General features: G+C 45.3%; 15 protein-coding genes. 5 read left to right on the top strand and 10 right to left on the bottom strand.

Annotation, left to right across the window (positions count from 1 at the left end):
• The first annotated feature begins 13 nt into the window (after positions 1 to 13).
• Positions 14 to 589 carry a Pycsar system effector family protein gene (locus ACRBG0_RS03165; RefSeq protein ID WP_431485476.1) on the top strand — a complete coding sequence of 192 codons (576 nt, stop codon included), beginning with the start codon at positions 14 to 16 and terminating at the stop codon, positions 587 to 589.
• Positions 590 to 594: 5 nt separating this feature from the next.
• Here ACRBG0_RS03165 and ACRBG0_RS03170 read toward each other — a convergent pair whose 3' ends face one another.
• The 6 genes from ACRBG0_RS03170 to ACRBG0_RS03195 all read right to left on the bottom strand — a co-directional run bounded on the left by ACRBG0_RS03170 (position 595) and on the right by ACRBG0_RS03195 (position 6,826).
• On the bottom strand, positions 595 to 1,254 hold the full coding sequence (locus tag ACRBG0_RS03170) for a hypothetical protein (RefSeq protein WP_431485477.1): 660 nt from the start codon (positions 1,252 to 1,254) through the stop codon (positions 595 to 597).
• A 22-nt stretch (positions 1,255 to 1,276) separates the two neighbouring features.
• On the bottom strand, positions 1,277 to 1,771 hold the full coding sequence (locus ACRBG0_RS03175; protein WP_431485478.1) for a hypothetical protein: 495 nt from the start codon (positions 1,769 to 1,771) through the stop codon (positions 1,277 to 1,279).
• Between the two features lie 113 nt (positions 1,772 to 1,884).
• Positions 1,885 to 2,703: an SDR family NAD(P)-dependent oxidoreductase gene (locus tag ACRBG0_RS03180; protein WP_431485479.1), complete on the bottom strand. Its 819-nt coding sequence runs from the start codon at positions 2,701 to 2,703 to the stop codon at positions 1,885 to 1,887.
• Positions 2,676 to 4,106 carry an aldehyde dehydrogenase family protein gene (locus tag ACRBG0_RS03185; protein ID WP_431485480.1) on the bottom strand — a complete coding sequence of 477 codons (1,431 nt, stop codon included), beginning with the start codon at positions 4,104 to 4,106 and terminating at the stop codon, positions 2,676 to 2,678. The genes ACRBG0_RS03180 and ACRBG0_RS03185 overlap by 28 nt, the downstream gene beginning before the upstream one ends.
• A 133-nt stretch (positions 4,107 to 4,239) precedes the next feature.
• Positions 4,240 to 5,928, bottom strand: coding sequence for an AMP-binding protein (locus tag ACRBG0_RS03190; RefSeq protein WP_431485481.1), 1,689 nt, complete (start codon positions 5,926 to 5,928; stop codon positions 4,240 to 4,242).
• A gap of 94 nt (positions 5,929 to 6,022) precedes the next feature.
• Entirely contained in the window at positions 6,023 to 6,826 is an 804-nt protein-coding gene (locus tag ACRBG0_RS03195) for an SDR family oxidoreductase (RefSeq protein ID WP_431485482.1), read from the bottom strand.
• A gap of 329 nt (positions 6,827 to 7,155) precedes the next feature.
• Between ACRBG0_RS03195 and ACRBG0_RS03200 the strand changes: the two genes are divergently transcribed.
• Complete coding sequence (locus tag ACRBG0_RS03200; protein ID WP_431485483.1) at positions 7,156 to 8,667, top strand: Do family serine endopeptidase; 1,512 nt, start codon at positions 7,156 to 7,158, stop codon at positions 8,665 to 8,667.
• A gap of 153 nt (positions 8,668 to 8,820) precedes the next feature.
• On the opposite strand, the gene ACRBG0_RS03205 is transcribed toward ACRBG0_RS03200, so the two are convergent.
• The gene (locus tag ACRBG0_RS03205; protein WP_431485484.1) at positions 8,821 to 9,690 is read right to left on the bottom strand and encodes a cyanophycinase; all 870 of its coding nucleotides are present in this window, start codon (positions 9,688 to 9,690) and stop codon (positions 8,821 to 8,823) included.
• 119 nt (positions 9,691 to 9,809) lie between these two features.
• Here ACRBG0_RS03205 and ACRBG0_RS03210 point away from each other — a divergent pair, with 119 nt between their 5' ends.
• On the top strand, positions 9,810 to 10,784 hold the full coding sequence (locus tag ACRBG0_RS03210) for an NADPH:quinone oxidoreductase family protein (protein WP_431485485.1): 975 nt from the start codon (positions 9,810 to 9,812) through the stop codon (positions 10,782 to 10,784).
• 14 nt (positions 10,785 to 10,798) lie between these two features.
• Positions 10,799 to 11,803: a zinc-dependent alcohol dehydrogenase family protein gene (locus ACRBG0_RS03215; RefSeq protein ID WP_431485486.1), complete on the top strand. Its 1,005-nt coding sequence runs from the start codon at positions 10,799 to 10,801 to the stop codon at positions 11,801 to 11,803.
• Positions 11,804 to 12,353: 550 nt separating this feature from the next.
• Here the strand turns inward: ACRBG0_RS03215 and ACRBG0_RS03220 are convergent.
• Positions 12,354 to 13,238: an aminoglycoside phosphotransferase family protein gene (locus ACRBG0_RS03220; RefSeq protein ID WP_431485487.1), complete on the bottom strand. Its 885-nt coding sequence runs from the start codon at positions 13,236 to 13,238 to the stop codon at positions 12,354 to 12,356.
• Positions 13,239 to 13,378: 140 nt separating this feature from the next.
• On the opposite strand from ACRBG0_RS03220, the gene ACRBG0_RS03225 reads away from it, so the two are divergent.
• Entirely contained in the window at positions 13,379 to 14,482 is a 1,104-nt protein-coding gene (locus ACRBG0_RS03225) for a DUF2911 domain-containing protein (protein ID WP_431485488.1), read from the top strand.
• Between the two features lie 123 nt (positions 14,483 to 14,605).
• On the opposite strand, the gene ACRBG0_RS03230 is transcribed toward ACRBG0_RS03225, so the two are convergent.
• Together ACRBG0_RS03230 and ACRBG0_RS03235 are read right to left on the bottom strand one after the other, a co-directional pair.
• Positions 14,606 to 15,613, bottom strand: coding sequence for a helix-turn-helix domain-containing protein (locus ACRBG0_RS03230; protein WP_431485489.1), 1,008 nt, complete (start codon positions 15,611 to 15,613; stop codon positions 14,606 to 14,608).
• A gap of 78 nt (positions 15,614 to 15,691) precedes the next feature.
• The gene (locus tag ACRBG0_RS03235; protein WP_431485490.1) at positions 15,692 to 17,368 is read right to left on the bottom strand and encodes a SulP family inorganic anion transporter; all 1,677 of its coding nucleotides are present in this window, start codon (positions 17,366 to 17,368) and stop codon (positions 15,692 to 15,694) included.
• Between the last annotated feature and the right edge of the window lie 170 nt (positions 17,369 to 17,538).

The raw sequence follows: 17,538 nt of genomic DNA on the forward strand, positions 1-17,538 counted from the left end.
CTAACAACCTACTATGATGAAGGCTCCAGAGGTCTCACCGAAACAAGCTGCGACTTTTTCTTTTTCAAAAGAAACCGTTAATGTGATCCGAACTACGCTGCGGAACAACATAGAGTTGACCGCTATTGCTGATAACAAAGCCAATGTACTGCTGAGTTTGAACGCTGTGATGATCGCTTTTGTCGTCCCCTTGGCCATGTCAAACTTGGACGTAGTATTTGCGTATACGCTATTTGTGCCGCTCTTCTTTTTGGCCGTCACCTGCTTTGCAACCATCTACATTTCGACGCTGGTACTGGCTCCTTTTAACTTTGATACCTTCAACGAAGAATTGCCCGAGGGCATGGAAGCTAGTCCCTTTTTCTTTGGTACCGCTTATCATACTGATCTTACTGCGTATTACGATAATCTTCTTCGGACAACAGAAAAGAAAAACAGTGTGCGTCAGTTTTTAGCCCAGGATCTGTTTTTTATTGGCCGCCGCCTTGGCCAAAAAATGCTCCTGATTCGACGAAGTTTTCAAATATTCCGGATTGGCATTTTCTTGACGCTGCTATCAACTGCGCTGGTGTTGATGTTGGGCTGGTGAGAACACTATAGCTTAATATCAAATTTACCGTCCAGTAACTCAAAGGTCTTGATACCTAGGGAGCAGGCCCTTAATAAGGTGGTGTTTGCTGCCAGGTTGAGCCTTTTGTCCAAGTGGATTCCTGCAAAATTCACCTTCCTGATTTTTGTTTCAAAGGAATATTTGAACTCGTTATCGCCGGAATAAAATAAGGCTATATTTCCACGCCATTCTATATCGAAGGTGGATGTATTATGTTGTTTCGTAAATGTAATATTGTGGTTGGCACATTTGTCATGGCCAAGCAGGTAAATGTCCAACGCAAATGCTTGTGGATTATATTTATTAACATCGGGCAGAGGGTCAATAATGATGGTCTTGCCTAATAATTTACTAAAGTCGAGCGGTTTGCCTATTGTGCCTACCACCGCACCATTTCCATTCCAAAAGGTAGAAGACATGGTACATTGGTGAAAGTTGCCCCAAGCCATTTTTGATTCCCAGTCGGAGTTGGCTTCTTCCTCTTCCTCATCGGAGTCATCTTCTTCGTAGTAATTCTCCGTTACTAAATGAAAATCAAATACGAGTCCGCGCTCTTTTATCAATCGTCCACTCCAGCAGAATTCTTGTATCCTGTGGCCGTTTGGATAAGGGTTGTTTTTGAAGAATATTCTATCTGTTTTCATTAGGTTGGTTCAAAGCCTTAGGCTATTCGGTAGTGTCAATCGTGTAAAACAAGTTACACTTAACAGGCATGCCATTGACTAATGCGGGGTTAATCTCACTCAGCGAAAAAAGATTAAATAGCTCTTTTTCTAAGGCGACGTCAGCTGCTTGATTTCCTGGGGAAATGTTTAAAGCCTCTAGCGTCCCATGCTTATCAATAGTTACACTCATCCACATCGGATGCTCCTTTAATTCAGGAGGGGACATTCCACTGGTTTGCATTGTAAACCCAGAAAACCTTTCAAGGATGTAATGATCAGGGTGGATATGATTGCATAATGACTCAATTGCCTCTTTGAATTCTCCGCTAAAGGCAAAGCGAATAGTTGTGTTAGTATCTGTGTGGAATGACTTTACTTTAGGGAAATAATCTAGTTGATGATCGTAATAAACCCTGTCATTTTCTGCCACTTGCTGACTTTGAAATACAAAAAGACTTGTGATTAGAAACAAAAAATAAGTAATAGGATTACGCATCGTTTTAGGTCATTTTTTATGTTAGGAAAATGAGCAGGTGTTATTTTAATTGTAAAGACAGGCGCTGTTTTCTTTAGGTTGTATTTGTTTTCAGGAACACAAGAGGGCCAATCTCACGTTTTTTTAGCCATCTCCCTCAATACAATCCAGCGTGCCAGAAACTCCGGACTGAACTTGGCGACCCAGTAATTGATGCGGAAGGCCAAGCCTGTGCGAATAATGGTTTTGTTTTTCTGGATGCCCCGATAGGCATCGCGTGCAACTTCTTCTACCGTTGTGCTGGCCATGATGCTTTTGAAGGTACGTACGCCCATCATTCCGGCTTGTTGTTGGAACTTGGTGTCGGCCAGCGGGCCGGGGCAGACGGCGTATACTTTCACGGGTGAGTTTCGGTCATGTAACTCCCAGGCCAGCGACTCGGTCATTTGCCTTACGAAAGCTTTGGTGCCGGCATAGATGCTGGAGTAGGGCATAGGCACGTAAGATGCTGCTGAGCTAATGTTGACGATTTTACCGTGGCCGAGTGTTTCCATTTCGCGAAGAAACAAATGGGTCAGTTCGTAGACGGTAGCAGCGTTGAGCTGGATCATTGCAAGTTCCGTTGCTAAAGGCATTTTTTCGAAATGCCCGTAGGTGCCGAATCCTGCATTGTTGACCAGAACATTGACGGGAATGTCTAATTCTTGCGTCCATTCGAGAACTGCTTGGGCTGCATTTGGCACCGCCAGATCAAGGGCCAGGTAATGTAATGCTACATAAGGAAACTCGTTTTTGAGTTCAATGCTGGCCATTTCTAGTTCGTCCGCTGGTTTGGATACCCATAAAATCCGGTAACCATCCCGGGCAAACCAGCGAGTGAGGGCATAACCAATACCACTACTACCACCTGTAATAAGAACTGTTTTTAAAGACGTGCTGCTTTGGTCATCCATTCGAAAATCGTGGTTTTATAGGGAGGAAATAGCATTTTGAAATCGAGGAACCGTCGTTTTAAAACACCGCGTTCATTAGAGAATTCAACAAAGCTATGTTTGCCATTGGATTTGCCGATGCCACTGTTGTTGACACCACCAAAAGGCAATTCTGGATTCAAGGTTGTAATCATCAACTCATTGATAGCCGTGCCTCCAGCGGTGGTATTGTTCAAGAGGTATTCCTGGTTTTTGCGACTCTTACTCATGATGTAAAGCGCCAGTGGCTTAAGGAGTTGTTGAATGAAAGCAGGTACCTCAGATAGGTCGCGGTAAGTAACGACGGGAAGTACTGGGCCAAAGATTTCCTCCTGCATTACAGTCATCTCAGTAGTCACTTGATCAAGTAAACAAGGAGCGATAAACTTATCATCAGCATCGGTTTCTCCGCTGCCAATGAGTTGAGCACCCTTATCTACGGCATCATCGATAAGGCTTTTTACCCGATGGAAATTCTTCTCATTGATAATCCGGGTATAGTAAGGCGATGCTTTGATGCCTTTTTGGTCGGAATTGTACGACTTTTCTACCCAAGCTTGGTACGCATTGAGGAAGGCCTCTTTCTTGCTTTCGTGTACCAGTACATAATCAGGAGCAATACACGTTTGGCCATTGTTGAGCAATTTGCCCCAGGCTATTCGTTCAGCGGCGACACCTACATTGGCGGTCTCGTCGATGATACATGGTGATTTTCCGCCCAATTCCAGCGTAACGGAAGTAAGGTGCTTAGAGGCTGCTTTCATCACAATCTTGCCTACCGCTGGGCTACCGGTAAAAAAGATATGATGAAAAGGTTTGTCGAGCAAAGCCTGAGAAACAGGCACATCACCTTCAATCACGGCAACCTCGTTTTCGTTGAAAAGGTCTTCCACCATATTTTTGATAAAACTGGAGGTCGCAGCTGATATTTCAGACGGCTTGACGATACAAACATTACCAGCCGCAATAGCATGTAGCAGCGGATTGATCGCTAGTTGGAAAGGGTAATTCCAAGGGGCAATCAGAAGTACCTGTCCTTTAGGTTCGTAACGGATATAAGAAGATATACCCAACATAGCCATCGGAGCACCTACCCGTTGGGGCCGCATCCATGATTTCAATTGCCGTTTGATATGAACAAGGATCGTAAGAATTGGAAGAATCTCAGTAGCTAGCATCTCCTCGCGTGATTTACGCAAATCATACCACATGGCTTTCGCCAAGCGAGCTTGATTTTCTTCGTTGAGGATATATTTTTCGATTTTTGTAATGCGCTCCAGCCGTTGTGCTGCGGTGGTGTTCTTCATCCGCTGGAGGTTTTCTGGCCGCCGCTGTAAATCAAAAATTCGGTCTACTTCCTTGATGTCGTATTGTTGCTCTATCATGCTTTAAGTATTTTCTGTCGTCTTTCCCAAATGCTAAGATACAGATATTGAAACCCAATTTAAGGTGTAAAAGTTGGGTAAGTGTAAAGGCGTAAAAGTTATTTTTTCCATCAACCATCGAACCAACAACCCCTTATTTCCAAACCACCGCCTCCTTCGCTGAATGCCATCGTTCATATTCCTCTCCATAGGATTGATCCAAAGCTGCTCGTCGGACTTTCATGGTAGGTGTGAGCAAACGATTGGCTTCTGACCAGATAACTTTATCGATGACAATAGTGGAAACACGATGATAGTTTGCCAGTTGTTGGTTAATGCTATTTAGGGTTTCCTGTAAAGAGTCTTGGACTATTTTCTTTGAACTGTTCCAGCCGCTGGGTGATAAATTTACGAGAGCGATGGGTTGGGAGCAACCTAAACCTACCACACATACTTGTTCAAGGTATTCATTTTGCGCTAGGTGTTCTTCCAACGGGTTGGGGATAATAAACTGACCTTTAGAGGTTTTGAAAGCGTCTTTTACCCGGCCAATGACACGAACATAGCCTTTTTCGTCGATGGTGCCTCTGTCGCCGCTGTGTATCCAACCGTTTTGGATGACTTCGGCCGTTTTTTGGGGAGAGCGATAGTAACCCGTCATCTGGTAGGGCGCTCGCATGAGTATTTCTTCGCTGGCCTCCATAATTTTGACTTCGCAGAAAGGAACAGCCACCCCCACTGCGTCTGAGGGGGCATCTGCTTGAGGGCCATTGCAAATAGAGCCGCAGACCTCTGTCATGCCGTAGGCTTCTACCAGATGAATACCTAGTTCTTGGTACCAGCGCTTGAGGTAGGCAGGAGTGATGGCTGCGCCGGTGCCTGCTATCTCGATATGGCTAAGTCCCATTGCTTTGCGCAAATAGTTTTTCAGGACTTTACCCAGCAGTGGAATCCGGAAAAGTACGCTTAAAACAGGCGCCGGAATTTTTGCAGTGACAGCCTGGTAAAACTTAGTCCAAATGCGCGGTACGGCAAAGATGAATGAAGGTTGTACACTTTGCAGGTTGTTGGCAAAGGTATCGATAGATTCCGCAAAGGAAATACTACCACCATTGGCCAGGCAGTTGGCTTCTACAGCAATTCGTTCCGCCACATGATTGAGTGGGAGAAAGGAAAACCATTTTTTGCGTTTTAGCTGTAGCGCACCCGTGAAATTTGTTAGCTCCTCGATACGTAACACAAGAGCAGGGTTGCGATAAGTATGCATCACACCTTTGGGGGTACCGGTCGTGCCGGAGGTGAAGAGGATCGTCCATAAGTCATCTAGCGCCGGAAGGGGAGTGCCAACAAGGGGGGCATATTTATTGATCAAGACATCCCATTCATGGCCTATTTCGATCAGTGCATTGCCAGCGTAATGAGGAAACCTGATGACTTTTAATGTATCTGGTACTACCTGTGCTTTTTCGCCCCATTCGTCGAGCTTACCTACAAAGAGTGCTTTGATATCACTGAGTTCGATGACTTCTTTGAGTTGTTCTGCGGGGAGGCTAGCATAGAAAGGGACAGACACAAAATTACCCATCATCAGGGCCAGGTCGGTGATGATCCAATGGTAGCAATTCTTGGAGAGTATGCCTACATGATCTCCTGGTTTTAAACCAAGTTCGTGTAAGGCTGTGCATAGACAACGTGCTTGTTGTCCTGCTTCGGCGTAGGTTAGTTCTTTCCATTCCTTGCCGTAGGGTTGGCGAAGGAAGACGGTATCACCTTGCTCTTTCTCCCAGCGGTAGAAAAGGGAGATGATAGGATCAAGGTTTTGCGATAATTTGCTTTTATCCATTGTAGGTGGCTCGGGTTTACCGTCGCAGCAATACTACTGCGGATCGGGTACTTTACAATGGTTTTTAGGGGTGGTTCACAATTTACGAAGCTTTTTACAAATAGGACTTCAGTAAATTAGCCAGCCCCATATTATCAAAGTTGAGGTGTTGGGCACCATCAACGTGGAGCGCTATGCCAGAGATGTAAGCAGACAGCGGACTTGCCAGAAAGCAAACGGCATTGGCGACGTCCTCTACTTGGCCGAAACGCTGGAGGGGGATTGCTTTTTGAGCTTCTGCAAACATTTCCTGCACTGGTTGAGGGTAGGTTTCAAGGCCAGATGACTCGATTATACCGGGGGCAACACAGTTGATGCGAATGCCCGATGCCGCCCATTCTTGAGCGAGTGACTTGGTAAGATTTTCAACACCGGCGCGTGCCGCAGCAGTGTGTGCCATGGCGGGGAATCCACGATTTATACTGGCAATAATATTGACGATGATGCCTTGTGATTGAGGGAGGAAAAAGGCGTTGGCCATCTCACGGATAGCAAAAAAAGTACCATTGAGGTTGTTGTCAATAACGGCTTTCCAACCTTTATCATTGATATATTCCGATAAGGAAGGAAATTGCCCACCAGCATTATTTACCAAGATGTCGAGTCGCCCGTGTTCGGTCTTGATGAATTCGGCGAGTACTTGAAGTTCTTCACTGTTGCGAATATCACAGGGCAGAGAGGAACAATTGCCGTATTGCTGAAGCTCTTTTGTCGCTTTATTGAGGAGGTCTTCCTTACGTGAACAGATCACTACGGTGGCACCGAGTTGGAGCATTTGTTTGGCAATGGCAAAGCCGATACCGGATCGTCCGCCAGTAACAAGGGCCACCTTGTCGACAAAAAGTTGGGAGTGGAACATTCCTAAGGTTATTTGATGAGGCTAGGAAAGCCAATTTACAGCATATCTCGCAGTTACTACAGTTCGATGAACAGTCTCTGTTAACTAAACCACTTAGTTGTCGGGATATCTACACATTGACATTTGGGAAACAAAAAAATGACACATTGACAAAGTAACATTATCTGAAATACTTGTTGCCAATAAAGTGACTGAAAATTTGTCAGTACCCCCCAGGTGGCATAAGGCTTGTTGATGTTCAATTGTGATTTTTGAAATTAAAATCTATCTATGTAACACATTTACAGGTTTAATTTTATTTCCATTGATTAACTTAAATCTGAATAGTAATGAAAAACTATATCATCTCAGGACTGACGGCCCTGGTGGTATCTTTAGCCGTCTTTTTTCTGGCTCCTGGTGTTTATGGAGCAGGCAAAACTGTCAAGATTGAACACGTTGATGGTATGCCAGTGCAGGGCGCTGTTTTGACGATTAACGGAGACAATGAAATTGTGCCACTGGACTTTACAAAAGTTTCGCAAGACGTTATGGAGGCCGTTGTTCACATCAAATCTACCCAAACGGCAAAAATGACTCCATCGCAGCAGCAATACCGTCAACTACCCGATCCTTTTAAAGACTTTTTCGGAGATCAAGGAGGAGGTTTCTTTTTTGGCCCACAGACACCGCGGCAAGGACAAAATGGCCCTTCTCGAGTAGGTACTGGTTCTGGTGTCATCATCAATAGTGGTGGCTATATTATTACCAATAACCATGTAGTTGCTGACGCCACTGATATAGAAGTAGCCTTGCATGATAATCGGACCTTTAAAGCAACGGTTATCGGCACAGATCCTGCCACGGATTTGGCTTTATTGCAAATTCAAGCCAAAGATTTAGCCACTCTTCCTCTGGTAAACTCTGACGATGTGAAAATTGGAGAGTGGGTGCTGGCGGTAGGTAATCCCTTTAATTTGAACTCTACAGTAACTGCTGGCATTGTAAGTGCTAAATCACGGAGTATCAATATTCTGCAAGACCAATACGCGGTGGAAGCTTTTATTCAAACGGATGCGGCTATTAATCCGGGCAACAGTGGGGGCGCATTGGTAAATTTGCAAGGAGGGCTGATCGGGATCAATACGGCAATTGCCAGTCCAACAGGTGCTTATGCTGGTTATGGGTTTGCGGTGCCAGCCAATATAGTGAGCAAGGTGGTTGAGGACCTGTTGAAGTATGGTGTCGTACAACGTGGCTTTCTGGGGATACGTATCCGTGGCGTCGAAGGTAATTTGGCTAAAGAGAAGGAGTTATCGGTCAATACCGGCGTTTATGTAGAAGAAGTAGGGGAGGAAAGTGCCGCTGCCGCAGCTGGGGTAAAAGCTGGTGATGTAATTGTGGCCGTGAATACCCTGAAAGTACAAACCCCCGCTGAGTTGCAAGAACTGATTGCTCGAAATCGTCCAGGGGATGATGTGGAATTGAGTCTGAAACGCGGTGAAAAAGACCTGAATCTGACGGTGAAGTTGAAAGGGCAAGAAGGCGAAACAAAGATCGTAGCAGCTGAACGTAACGAGCTGTTCAATGAGTTGGGCGCTAGTGTTGAGAATATCAGTAAGGATCAAGCCTCAGCACTAAACATTCCTGGCGGAGTGAAAGTGAGTAAACTCTATGCTGGCAAAATTAGCCGCCAGACGAGCATGCGGGAAGGGTTTATTATTACCAAAGTGGATGGGCAAATAATCCGTAACGTGGATGAGCTAGTCAAATCGCTGGAAAACAAGAATGGTGGGGTGTTGGTAGAAGGTATCTACGAAGGCTCACCAGAGGTGTATTACTACGGTTTAGGCATGTCATAGCTTAGCCTTTCGGTGAAAAAATAGAGCGCGTTTGCGCCTATGGTAGAGGGATAGTAATTGGGAGTTTACTGTCCCTTTACCTTTGCCTAGTGGGCATTTCTGTAGGCTACTTAAAATTTCTTTCTGTTTTTTTGCCGAAAATTTGACTTGGATTTACTCTATGGTTTTCCGCTGTTTCATATCGTAGCGATCCCCCTCACGAAGGAAGTAAAAGCTACGTTCTGCTGGCGGCAATTGTTTTGAATCACTGCCTTCGCTTGACCAAAAACTTTGGTCGTAAATCAAAACGTAACTTGCTCCCATAACTTCAAAGGTGTCGCCCTGTACAATAATGGCGGTTCCTTCATCGAGCCCAATGCCGAGCAATTCCGGGCGTTTATCCAAAATGGTAAACAAATCAAATTGGCGATTACGAGCCAGTACGTGCTGGTCGATAGCGATATTTTTGATGAAACCAAAGCCCTCTTCGTGATCACCCATCATGATCTGATTGTTTTTGGTGTCGCCCCGCGCCAGATAAGAACCCTGTATGGTAGCACCGGCGGAAGAGCCACCAATGGCTCCGCCACGATCCAGTACGGCCCGGAAAAGTTCTTCCGAGCGCGTACCTCCGTAGGCATCGACCAAGCGCCATTGTCGGCCTCCTCCAAACCATACGCCTCCGGCATTTTCTAATGGCTGAGTAAAAGTGGGACTGTTCGCAATGTCTGGATCATTTGTGTGTATGACCTGTACATTTTGGGCTCCCAAGCGGCGAAAATCCGAAGCTACTCCCACATCTTGGTTGTAATTGTGATTTCCCGCAGCGGTGGGGATAACAATTAAAGGGGTCTCCATGCCACCGGCTAATTCAATGAATTTAAGCAGAATGTCGTCACCAAGACGACCACCTCCAGCTACGACGATCGAACCTGTTTCAGGGCCAGTGGTAAGAGGAGTTGGTTGAGCAATAATCTGATTGTTTTGGCAAGAAAAAAATGCAAAGAAGAGAGGCAAAACAAAGATGGGGAAGATGGATTTCATGAGATTTTTGTTTATTGTGAAATTCGAAAAGGAGAATCAGTTCGCAAAATTCCCCAATAAGCTCTAAAGTGCGAATCCGCAGGCTGTAAGTTGTACTTTTAATTAGAAAAAATAAAAAAATGAAGGCAATCATCTGTGATTCCTACGGTCCACCCTCTAATTTGCGCTATGGTGATTTACCTACACCCAGCATAAGGCCCGATGAAATACTGGTAGAGGTTCATGCTTGTTCGGTGAACTTTCCGGATACCCTGATTATACAAGGATTGTACCAGGTAAAACCAGCATTACCTTTTTCGCCTGGTAGCGATATTGCTGGTACGATAAAGGCTTTAGGAGCAGAGGTAAAAGGTTTTAAGGTAGGCGATGAGGTCGTTGGTTTTGCACCTTACGGAGGCTTTGCCGAAGAAGCAGTTTTGCCCGCCAAGGCCTGTTTTCCTAAACCACCAGGCATGGATATGACCCAGGCGGCAGCTTTTTTACTGGCTTATGGAACATCGTATCACGCGCTAAATGACCGGGCGAAACTCAAAGAAGGAGAAACCCTACTGGTATTGGGCGCCGCCGGAGGAGTAGGCCTGACAGCAGTAGAGTTGGGTAAGAAAATGGGCGCTAAAGTAATTGCAGCAGCCTCTACTGATGAAAAACTAGCGATTTGCCGAGAGTATGGTGCCGATGAAGTAATTAACTATACCAAGGAAGATTTAAAAACTCGTGCGAAAGAACTGACAGGAGGCAAAGGTGTTGATGTTATTTATGATCCCGTTGGTGGCGATTACACCGAAGCAGCTTTGAGGGCCATAGCTTGGGAGGGCCGTTATTTGGTCGTTGGTTTTGCAGCAGGAGATATTCCTAAAATTCCGCTTAATTTGCCCTTGCTCAAGGGGTGTCAGATTATAGGCGTCTTTTGGGGTGCTTTTGCGCAAAAAAGCCCTGGAAAAAACATACAAGCAACTATGCAGTTGATTCAGTGGTTTTTTGAAGGGAGTTTAAAGCCTCGGATACATGCTACTTATCCATTGCCACTGGCAGCCAAGGCCCTTGAGGCACTGCTCAATCGCGAAGTAAAAGGGAAGGTGGTCATTACGGTTTGAAAATAATTATTATCATGAAAACAATAGCCATAGGCAGCAAAGGTGGTCTTGACCACCTGCAATTAAAAGAACAAAATGAGCCGCAACCGGCGGCTGGTGAAGTACTGGTGCGTTGGCACGCAACATCCTTGAATTATCATGATTATCTCGTCGGCGTTGGAGGGATTCCAGTGCCGGAAGGCCGTGTACCTATGTCGGACGGAGCAGGGGAGGTAACCGCAGTAGGAGAGGGGGTGACTGCATGGAAAAAGGGAGATAAAGTGATGTCACTGTTCTTTCCCAATTGGCTGGATGGCAAGCCTACATCTGCGAAGACTAGTGCCATTTCTGGCGAAACAGTAGATGGTTACTTAACGGAAATGTCGTGCGTGTCTGCACAATCACTTACCCGTATCCCTCGTGGTTTTTCTTACGCGGAAGCGGCAACCTTGCCTTGTGCTGCCCTGACGGCTTGGCGGGCTCTGGTGGTTGAAGGTCAGCTGAAAATGGGAGATAAAGTATTAGTTGAGGGTACTGGCGGCATGTCGATTTTTGCATTACAGCTTGCCCTGGCCGCCGGTGCGGAAGTTTATGCTACAACGTCCTCTTCCGAAAAAGCAGACCGTCTCAAAAGCATGGGTGTGAAAGAAGTGGTGAACTACCGAGAAGAAGAACGCTGGGGAAAAACCATTTTTAAGATCAGCGGTGGTGGTGTAGATCATGTGCTAGATGTTGGAGGAGGTTCAACCATGCAACAATCTATTGAAGCAGCATCTATGGGAGGTCATATTTCTTCTATTGGAATATTGGGGAATGGCCGCAAAGGAGAGATCACTTTCCCAAAACTGTTCTTTAAGCATTTGCGTATGACGGGCCTTGCTGTAGGTAGCCGAATGATGCAGGAAGACATGGTTTGTGCCATCGAACTATCGAATTGGCGGCCAATTATTGACCGTAGCTTTGGTTTTACGGAATTGACTGAAGCGTTTCGTTACCAGGCTAGTGGTGCTCACTTTGGGAAGATCGTTTTGGCGTATTAAGAAGGAGTTGTGCTTAGGGGGATTTATTAGCTGAAAGGAAGGTTTTTTTGATGCGGTTGGATGATTTGGGGGAGAAAGTTGGGTGTAAGAGCCCCAAGTGGAGGGCCCACCCTCCTGCCAGATCGCCAAAAACGCCCCCGGTCAAAACGACCCTACGGGGCGTGCGTCTATCTCTGCTGCCAGAGCGGCAGCAGCCAAGCAATACGCAAAAATAAACCGCTGAATTTCCTAGTGACTGCTAGGGGGAGTTACCGATGATTGCCTCTGTGGTTGTCAGTTCACTAAGGTGATAACAAAGATAGGAAAAATACAGGAGTAGTCAATTAAAAGTTTTGTTTTTTTTCAATTGAAACAATAATTGCTATTTGTCGCATATTAGGGCATACCCCGCGCAAGCTGCCTGGAAGGTGGGAACGAAGTGACCAGTGCCGACCTACTGGTTACGGCGCGCCGTAACCAGTAGGTCGGCACGGAGCAAAGCGAACCCTGTAAGGGAGCGACCCCGCCAGGGGATGCGCCCAAATCATTGATGTTAGATATAGTTCGCTCGCTAACGATAATCTTCCTCTAAATTTTGTAGTGTAAACCGTCCGACCTTCTCAAAAACGAGATCGCCACCCAGACCTATATCCAATAAAATGGTTCCGAAAAAGACGGCCCAACCTTTAGCTCGCGCCAAGAGCGCTGGGTTTGTGTCATAGTCAGCAAGACCAACATTGCGTGCATTTTTGTCGTTAAAGAGCATCCAAAAACTGGCTAAATCAGTGGCCGGATCGCCAGCCGTTATATCTCCCCAGTCGATAATAGCCGAAAATTTGCCCTGGTGGGTAATGATGTTTTTGGGGTGGAGGTCACCATGAATGAGGCGTTTGGGCATTTGATCATCAAGTGCAAGTAGCGCTTCTTCCCAAATTTTAGAAATATTGGAGGAAATGAGTCCTTTGCTGATAAAGCGTTCAATGCGCGCTTCGATCTTATCAGCCCGCGAGTTGAGGGTGCATCCCCGGGAGGCGTTGTAGGGGGCGTTGGTTGGTGCTGGAGGTTGATGGAGAATTCTAAGAAAATGGGCAAGGCGGGAAGCTTCTTTGGGGGCAGGCAAGGCCTCGGCTGCTGGTTGTCCGGGAAAGCAAGGTGTAATGCTCCAAGGCCACGGATACTCACCCTGGGCCTGACCAAAGCGTAGGGGGGAAGGTATAGGAATGGGCAGGTTTGGGGCCAATTTGGGGAGCCATTCTTGCTCGCGAATGATATAAGGAAGTGCCTGCTGGCGCCGAGGTAGACGAATAAGAAAATCTTGACCCAATTTGTAGATCTTATTGTCCCAGCCCTCCGCCATGTACTTAAGATCAAGCTGGGCGAGGTCAGGGTGTTGCTCTTTTAATAAGGAGCGGACGAGCTGCTCGTCAATAATGATTTCTGCTGCGGGAGTCTCCATAGCTGTAAATATAATCGTGAAAAGGGAAAATCTTCTCCTGATTTGACGAATCAGGAGATAAAAAAGAGATACTTCTTATTGGAAAAAAAGAAGAGCCCCTTACTTCGCAGGGAATTTAATGACTGTTAAAAAAAGAAATCATGCGTACTGTTGTTTTGGTTTTGTTCAGCCTTGTGCTGACTTGTAGCACACTTTATGGTCAGTTCCATACATTGAAAATTCCTCAGGCGAGTAATTATGTCGTGGAGATGCAACGACTTGCTGTCACAGACATTACGGTTACCTACCATAGCCCTACCGTAAGAGATCGTGATGTTTGGAACGACCCGGGAATTATACCTGAGAATGGCGACCCTATAGCTTGGAGGGCCGGAGCGAATATGAATACAACGATTGAATTCTCTACTGATGTTTTGATCGAGGGGCAGCCCTTGGCTGCTGGGGTTTATGGATTTCATATCATTCCACATGATGACCAATTCAGGCTGTTATTTGCCCATAATAGTCAGCAATGGGGTAGCTATTATTTGGATGTGGACCAGGATGTAAGCTTGCAGGTAGAGGTAAATGCTGTAGCCTGTGCTTTTTCTGAAAAGCTAGATTACGAGTTTTATCCTGCTGGTGAAAATACGATGGTCTTAGGCTTGGAATGGGCTGATAAGCGTATTCCTTTTTCTGTTTCAGTAGATTTAGAAAAGACGGTATTAGCTTCTTTCCGAAAAGAACTCCGTGGTATAAACACCTACCGATGGGAGGCTTGGAACGATGCAGCCAATTGGTGTCTGAATCACGATACCAATTTGGAGGAAGCACTGGAATGGACTGAACGGTCAATCAATGGGGGATATTATGGTTTTGCTGCTAATAAGAATATTACAAACCTGACAACTAAGGCACGTCTTAATCATAGGTTAGGCCAAGATGAAGCTTTGGAGCTTACAATTGGTGAGGTTCAAAATATTGGATATACGGCATATGAAGCGAATAGTTTTTCTCGGTTTTTGCTAGATATAGAGCAGTATAAAGAAGCGAAATCTTTTTGTGAAACAGCTTTAGAGAAGTTTCCAAATACATGGTTTATTCAGCTGAATTTGGGAATCAGTGACTATTTCTTAGGGGATACGGCCAGTGCATTGTTAGCCATTAAGGATGCTAAGGTAGAAGCACCAGAGCGTTTTCATAACCGAATTGAAGAAATAGTGGACGAGATGACGAATGGCGAGTACAAATTGCCTGGACGGTAAATTATTCTATGCAATAAGTAGTACTTGTACTCGGTGTTGTCGGTTTATAAGTGAGTTTGGGTCCTGCCTAAGCTCACTTTGTTCGATCTATTATCAGTGTTATAGAGAGGGGCAGAAATAAGGTTAATGATTTGCCCTTTTCTTAGCAGCGAATTTCTGAAATTGCTTTGGAGTCATAGCGGTTTCTTTTTTAAATGCGGCGTAAAAAGAAGAAGTAGAACGGAAACCAACATCAAAAGAGAGGGTTGTTATTTTTTGCTGGGCAGTCTTGGGTGCGAGCAGGAGTTGTTGTGCTTTTTTTACTCGGAAATAATTTACCGTCTCCGGAAAAGATCTGTTGTAAAGCTGTTGTACCGCTTTGGTAATTAAATAGGCAGGAAGGTCTGATATTTTTGCAAATTGGTTGAGGGTCAAATGGTGTTGTGTAAATATTTCTTTTTCCTCAAAAAAATGTTTTACAGAGGTTATCAGTGATTCCGACAATTGGAGATCTTGTTGCTTATTTGAAAAAACGAGCAGGGTACGGGTTGCTTTAACGAAGAGATAATAAATGGGCAGTGCTGCTATTCCGGCACCAATTGCATAGTCAAGTAAAGAACCTGTAAGGTGTTGGTAAACGAAAGCAATCCATATGATTGTGACAGTAATAATCACATTTCGATTCCATAGCTTTAAGTCTGGGGATTGACTTGGGTTAGTAAAATAGTTACGCCAAGACAAGAGCAGGTAAATAGATAGTACTATGGTCGCTAGTTGGTATAAATAGGTGGCTACTTGCATTGTATTGAGCCAACAGGTGAAGGTGCCGAGTACAGGGAAAACGAAGTGTAATAATTCACTTCTTTTTACGCTATGCCGGTCGTGCTGGTTATTGTCAATATAAAGGAATAGCAATGGACCTATGCTTGCTAAACCTAGAAAACCAATGCCTAGGCCGAAAGGAGCGGCTCCGAAAAAGATGAAGAACCAGATAGATTTACCTACTCGTAGTGCTACCGCAATTAACAGCAATCCTAATAAAATGGAGTTTAGACGGTTTCCTTTTTTATTGGAAAAAAGATACTTGGCAAAGAAAAGGCAAATAGCAACCGCTATACCTGCTAAAATACCTAGAAGTCCAGTGATATCCATGTAGTATAGTTATTCATTGAGAATAGCCAAGTTAAAACGATGCTTAATAGGGATTTACTTGCATTATAACGAGAACATTTAATCTTTCTGTGCAAATTCTATTGCATCAATAGGATGCCGAAAGAAGTGATCCGGGCCTATTAGCGACCGCAAATCTGCGCGAGCGAGGCTATCTCGAACCGGCCCCATGGTGCCCGCCAGGTATAATTCAATGTTTTGGTCAGTACACCAACGGTGAAGGTCACGTAGGGCACTGAGGCCACTGGAATCGATATTGATAATACTGGAAGTATCCAGGATCAGTACTTCGAGCTTGCCAGGATAACGATTTACTCTTTTCTTGATTTTGTCTTTGAAGTAAGTGGCATTGAGAAAGAAGAGGGACGCGTCAAAGCGGATAATGAGCACTCCTTCGTGCTGAATAGCTTCTGGGTAGCGCTTGATATTTCGGAAATAATCACTGTTGGGCAGCTGGCCAAGTACGGCAATGTGTGGGCGCGATGATTGGAAAAGAACCGATAACAGCGAGAGGGCCACCCCTGTAAATACCCCTTCGGCAATGCCCAGCCCAATTGTTGCCAGGAAAGTGATAATGGCCATGTAAAAATCCCTGCGGTCAATATTCCATAATTGAGCAATGCCTTTGATCTCAAACAAGCCCCTAATGGCTACTAAAACAATAGCCGCAAGGATGGCTTCGGGCAGGTAATAAAATAGTGGCGTGAAGAAAACCAGCACAAGGCTGGTTGCCAAAGCAGCAATGATGGAAGCCAACCCAGTGTTAGCACCGCTGTCATTGTTGACAGCCGACCGCGTAAAACTGGCCGAAGAGGGGATGGCCTGAAAAAGCGCACCAATCATCTTGGAGGCTCCCAGGGCAAATAACTCCTGGTTGGGGCGGATACCTGATTGCTTGTTTTTGATCTCCAGGGCTTTGCCGATGCTGATCGTTTCTACTACGCTCATGATCGTTACCGTGAGGATGGTAGGCCCCAGTAGTTGAACTTTGTTCCAGGTAATTTCCGGGAATTGGAATGGAGGAAAACCTGCCGGAATATCACCTACTATGATAAGGCCGTGGCTTTCCAGCATAAGGTAAGAGGAAAGGACAATACCGATGATCGTGACCAATAAAGCTCCTGGTACAGCTGGTGCCCATTTTTTTAAGGCAAGCATGATAAAAATAGCGCCACTACAGATGGCAAAACTGAGCCAGTGGGTCTCCTGTAGGTGAGAAAAAACATAGTAGACGGTCTCATAAAGCTGTTCGAAACGAGGTACTTTGATACCGAAAAGATACTTTAGCTGGCTGACCCCGATGATGATAGCCGCCGCCGAGGTGAAGCCCATGATCACGGGGTTGGAAAGAAGGTTGACCAAAAAACCGAGCCGAAATAACCCCATCGTAAATTGGGCGATACCAATGAGTAAGCCAGCCAGAATGACCAATGCGATATATTCAGGACTGCCGGGAATGGCTATTTGGCTTACGCCGGCCAAAACAAGTAAGGCCGATACCGCCACCGGGCCGATAGACACCTGACGGGTGGAGCTCATCAAGCCATAGATAAACAAAGGAACTACACCGGCATAGAGCCCATAAATTGGAGGCACACCTGCCAGTAGTGCGTAAGCCATACCTTGTGGTACAAGCATTATACAAACGGTAAGTCCGGCAATGAGATCGAAGCGAAAGCGATTTTTGCTGTAATCTTTGAGTTGTTCCGCCAGAGGGAAGTATTTTCGCCAACGCATGCTGAAAAAGGGGTGGTTGTTCCGCAAAGATATAGATTATGATTAAGCACAGAAAATTGTCAGTGCATCAAAAAATATAGTGGTACGCTCTCCTTTCTTATGTTTGTGCAATCAAGAGTTATACTAACTGATTTGACGCAATCGGTTACTCCTTGATAATAACTTATTAT

Source organism: Lewinella sp., assembly GCF_050633125.1.
Taxonomy (GTDB): domain Bacteria; phylum Bacteroidota; class Bacteroidia; order Chitinophagales; family Saprospiraceae; genus Lewinella.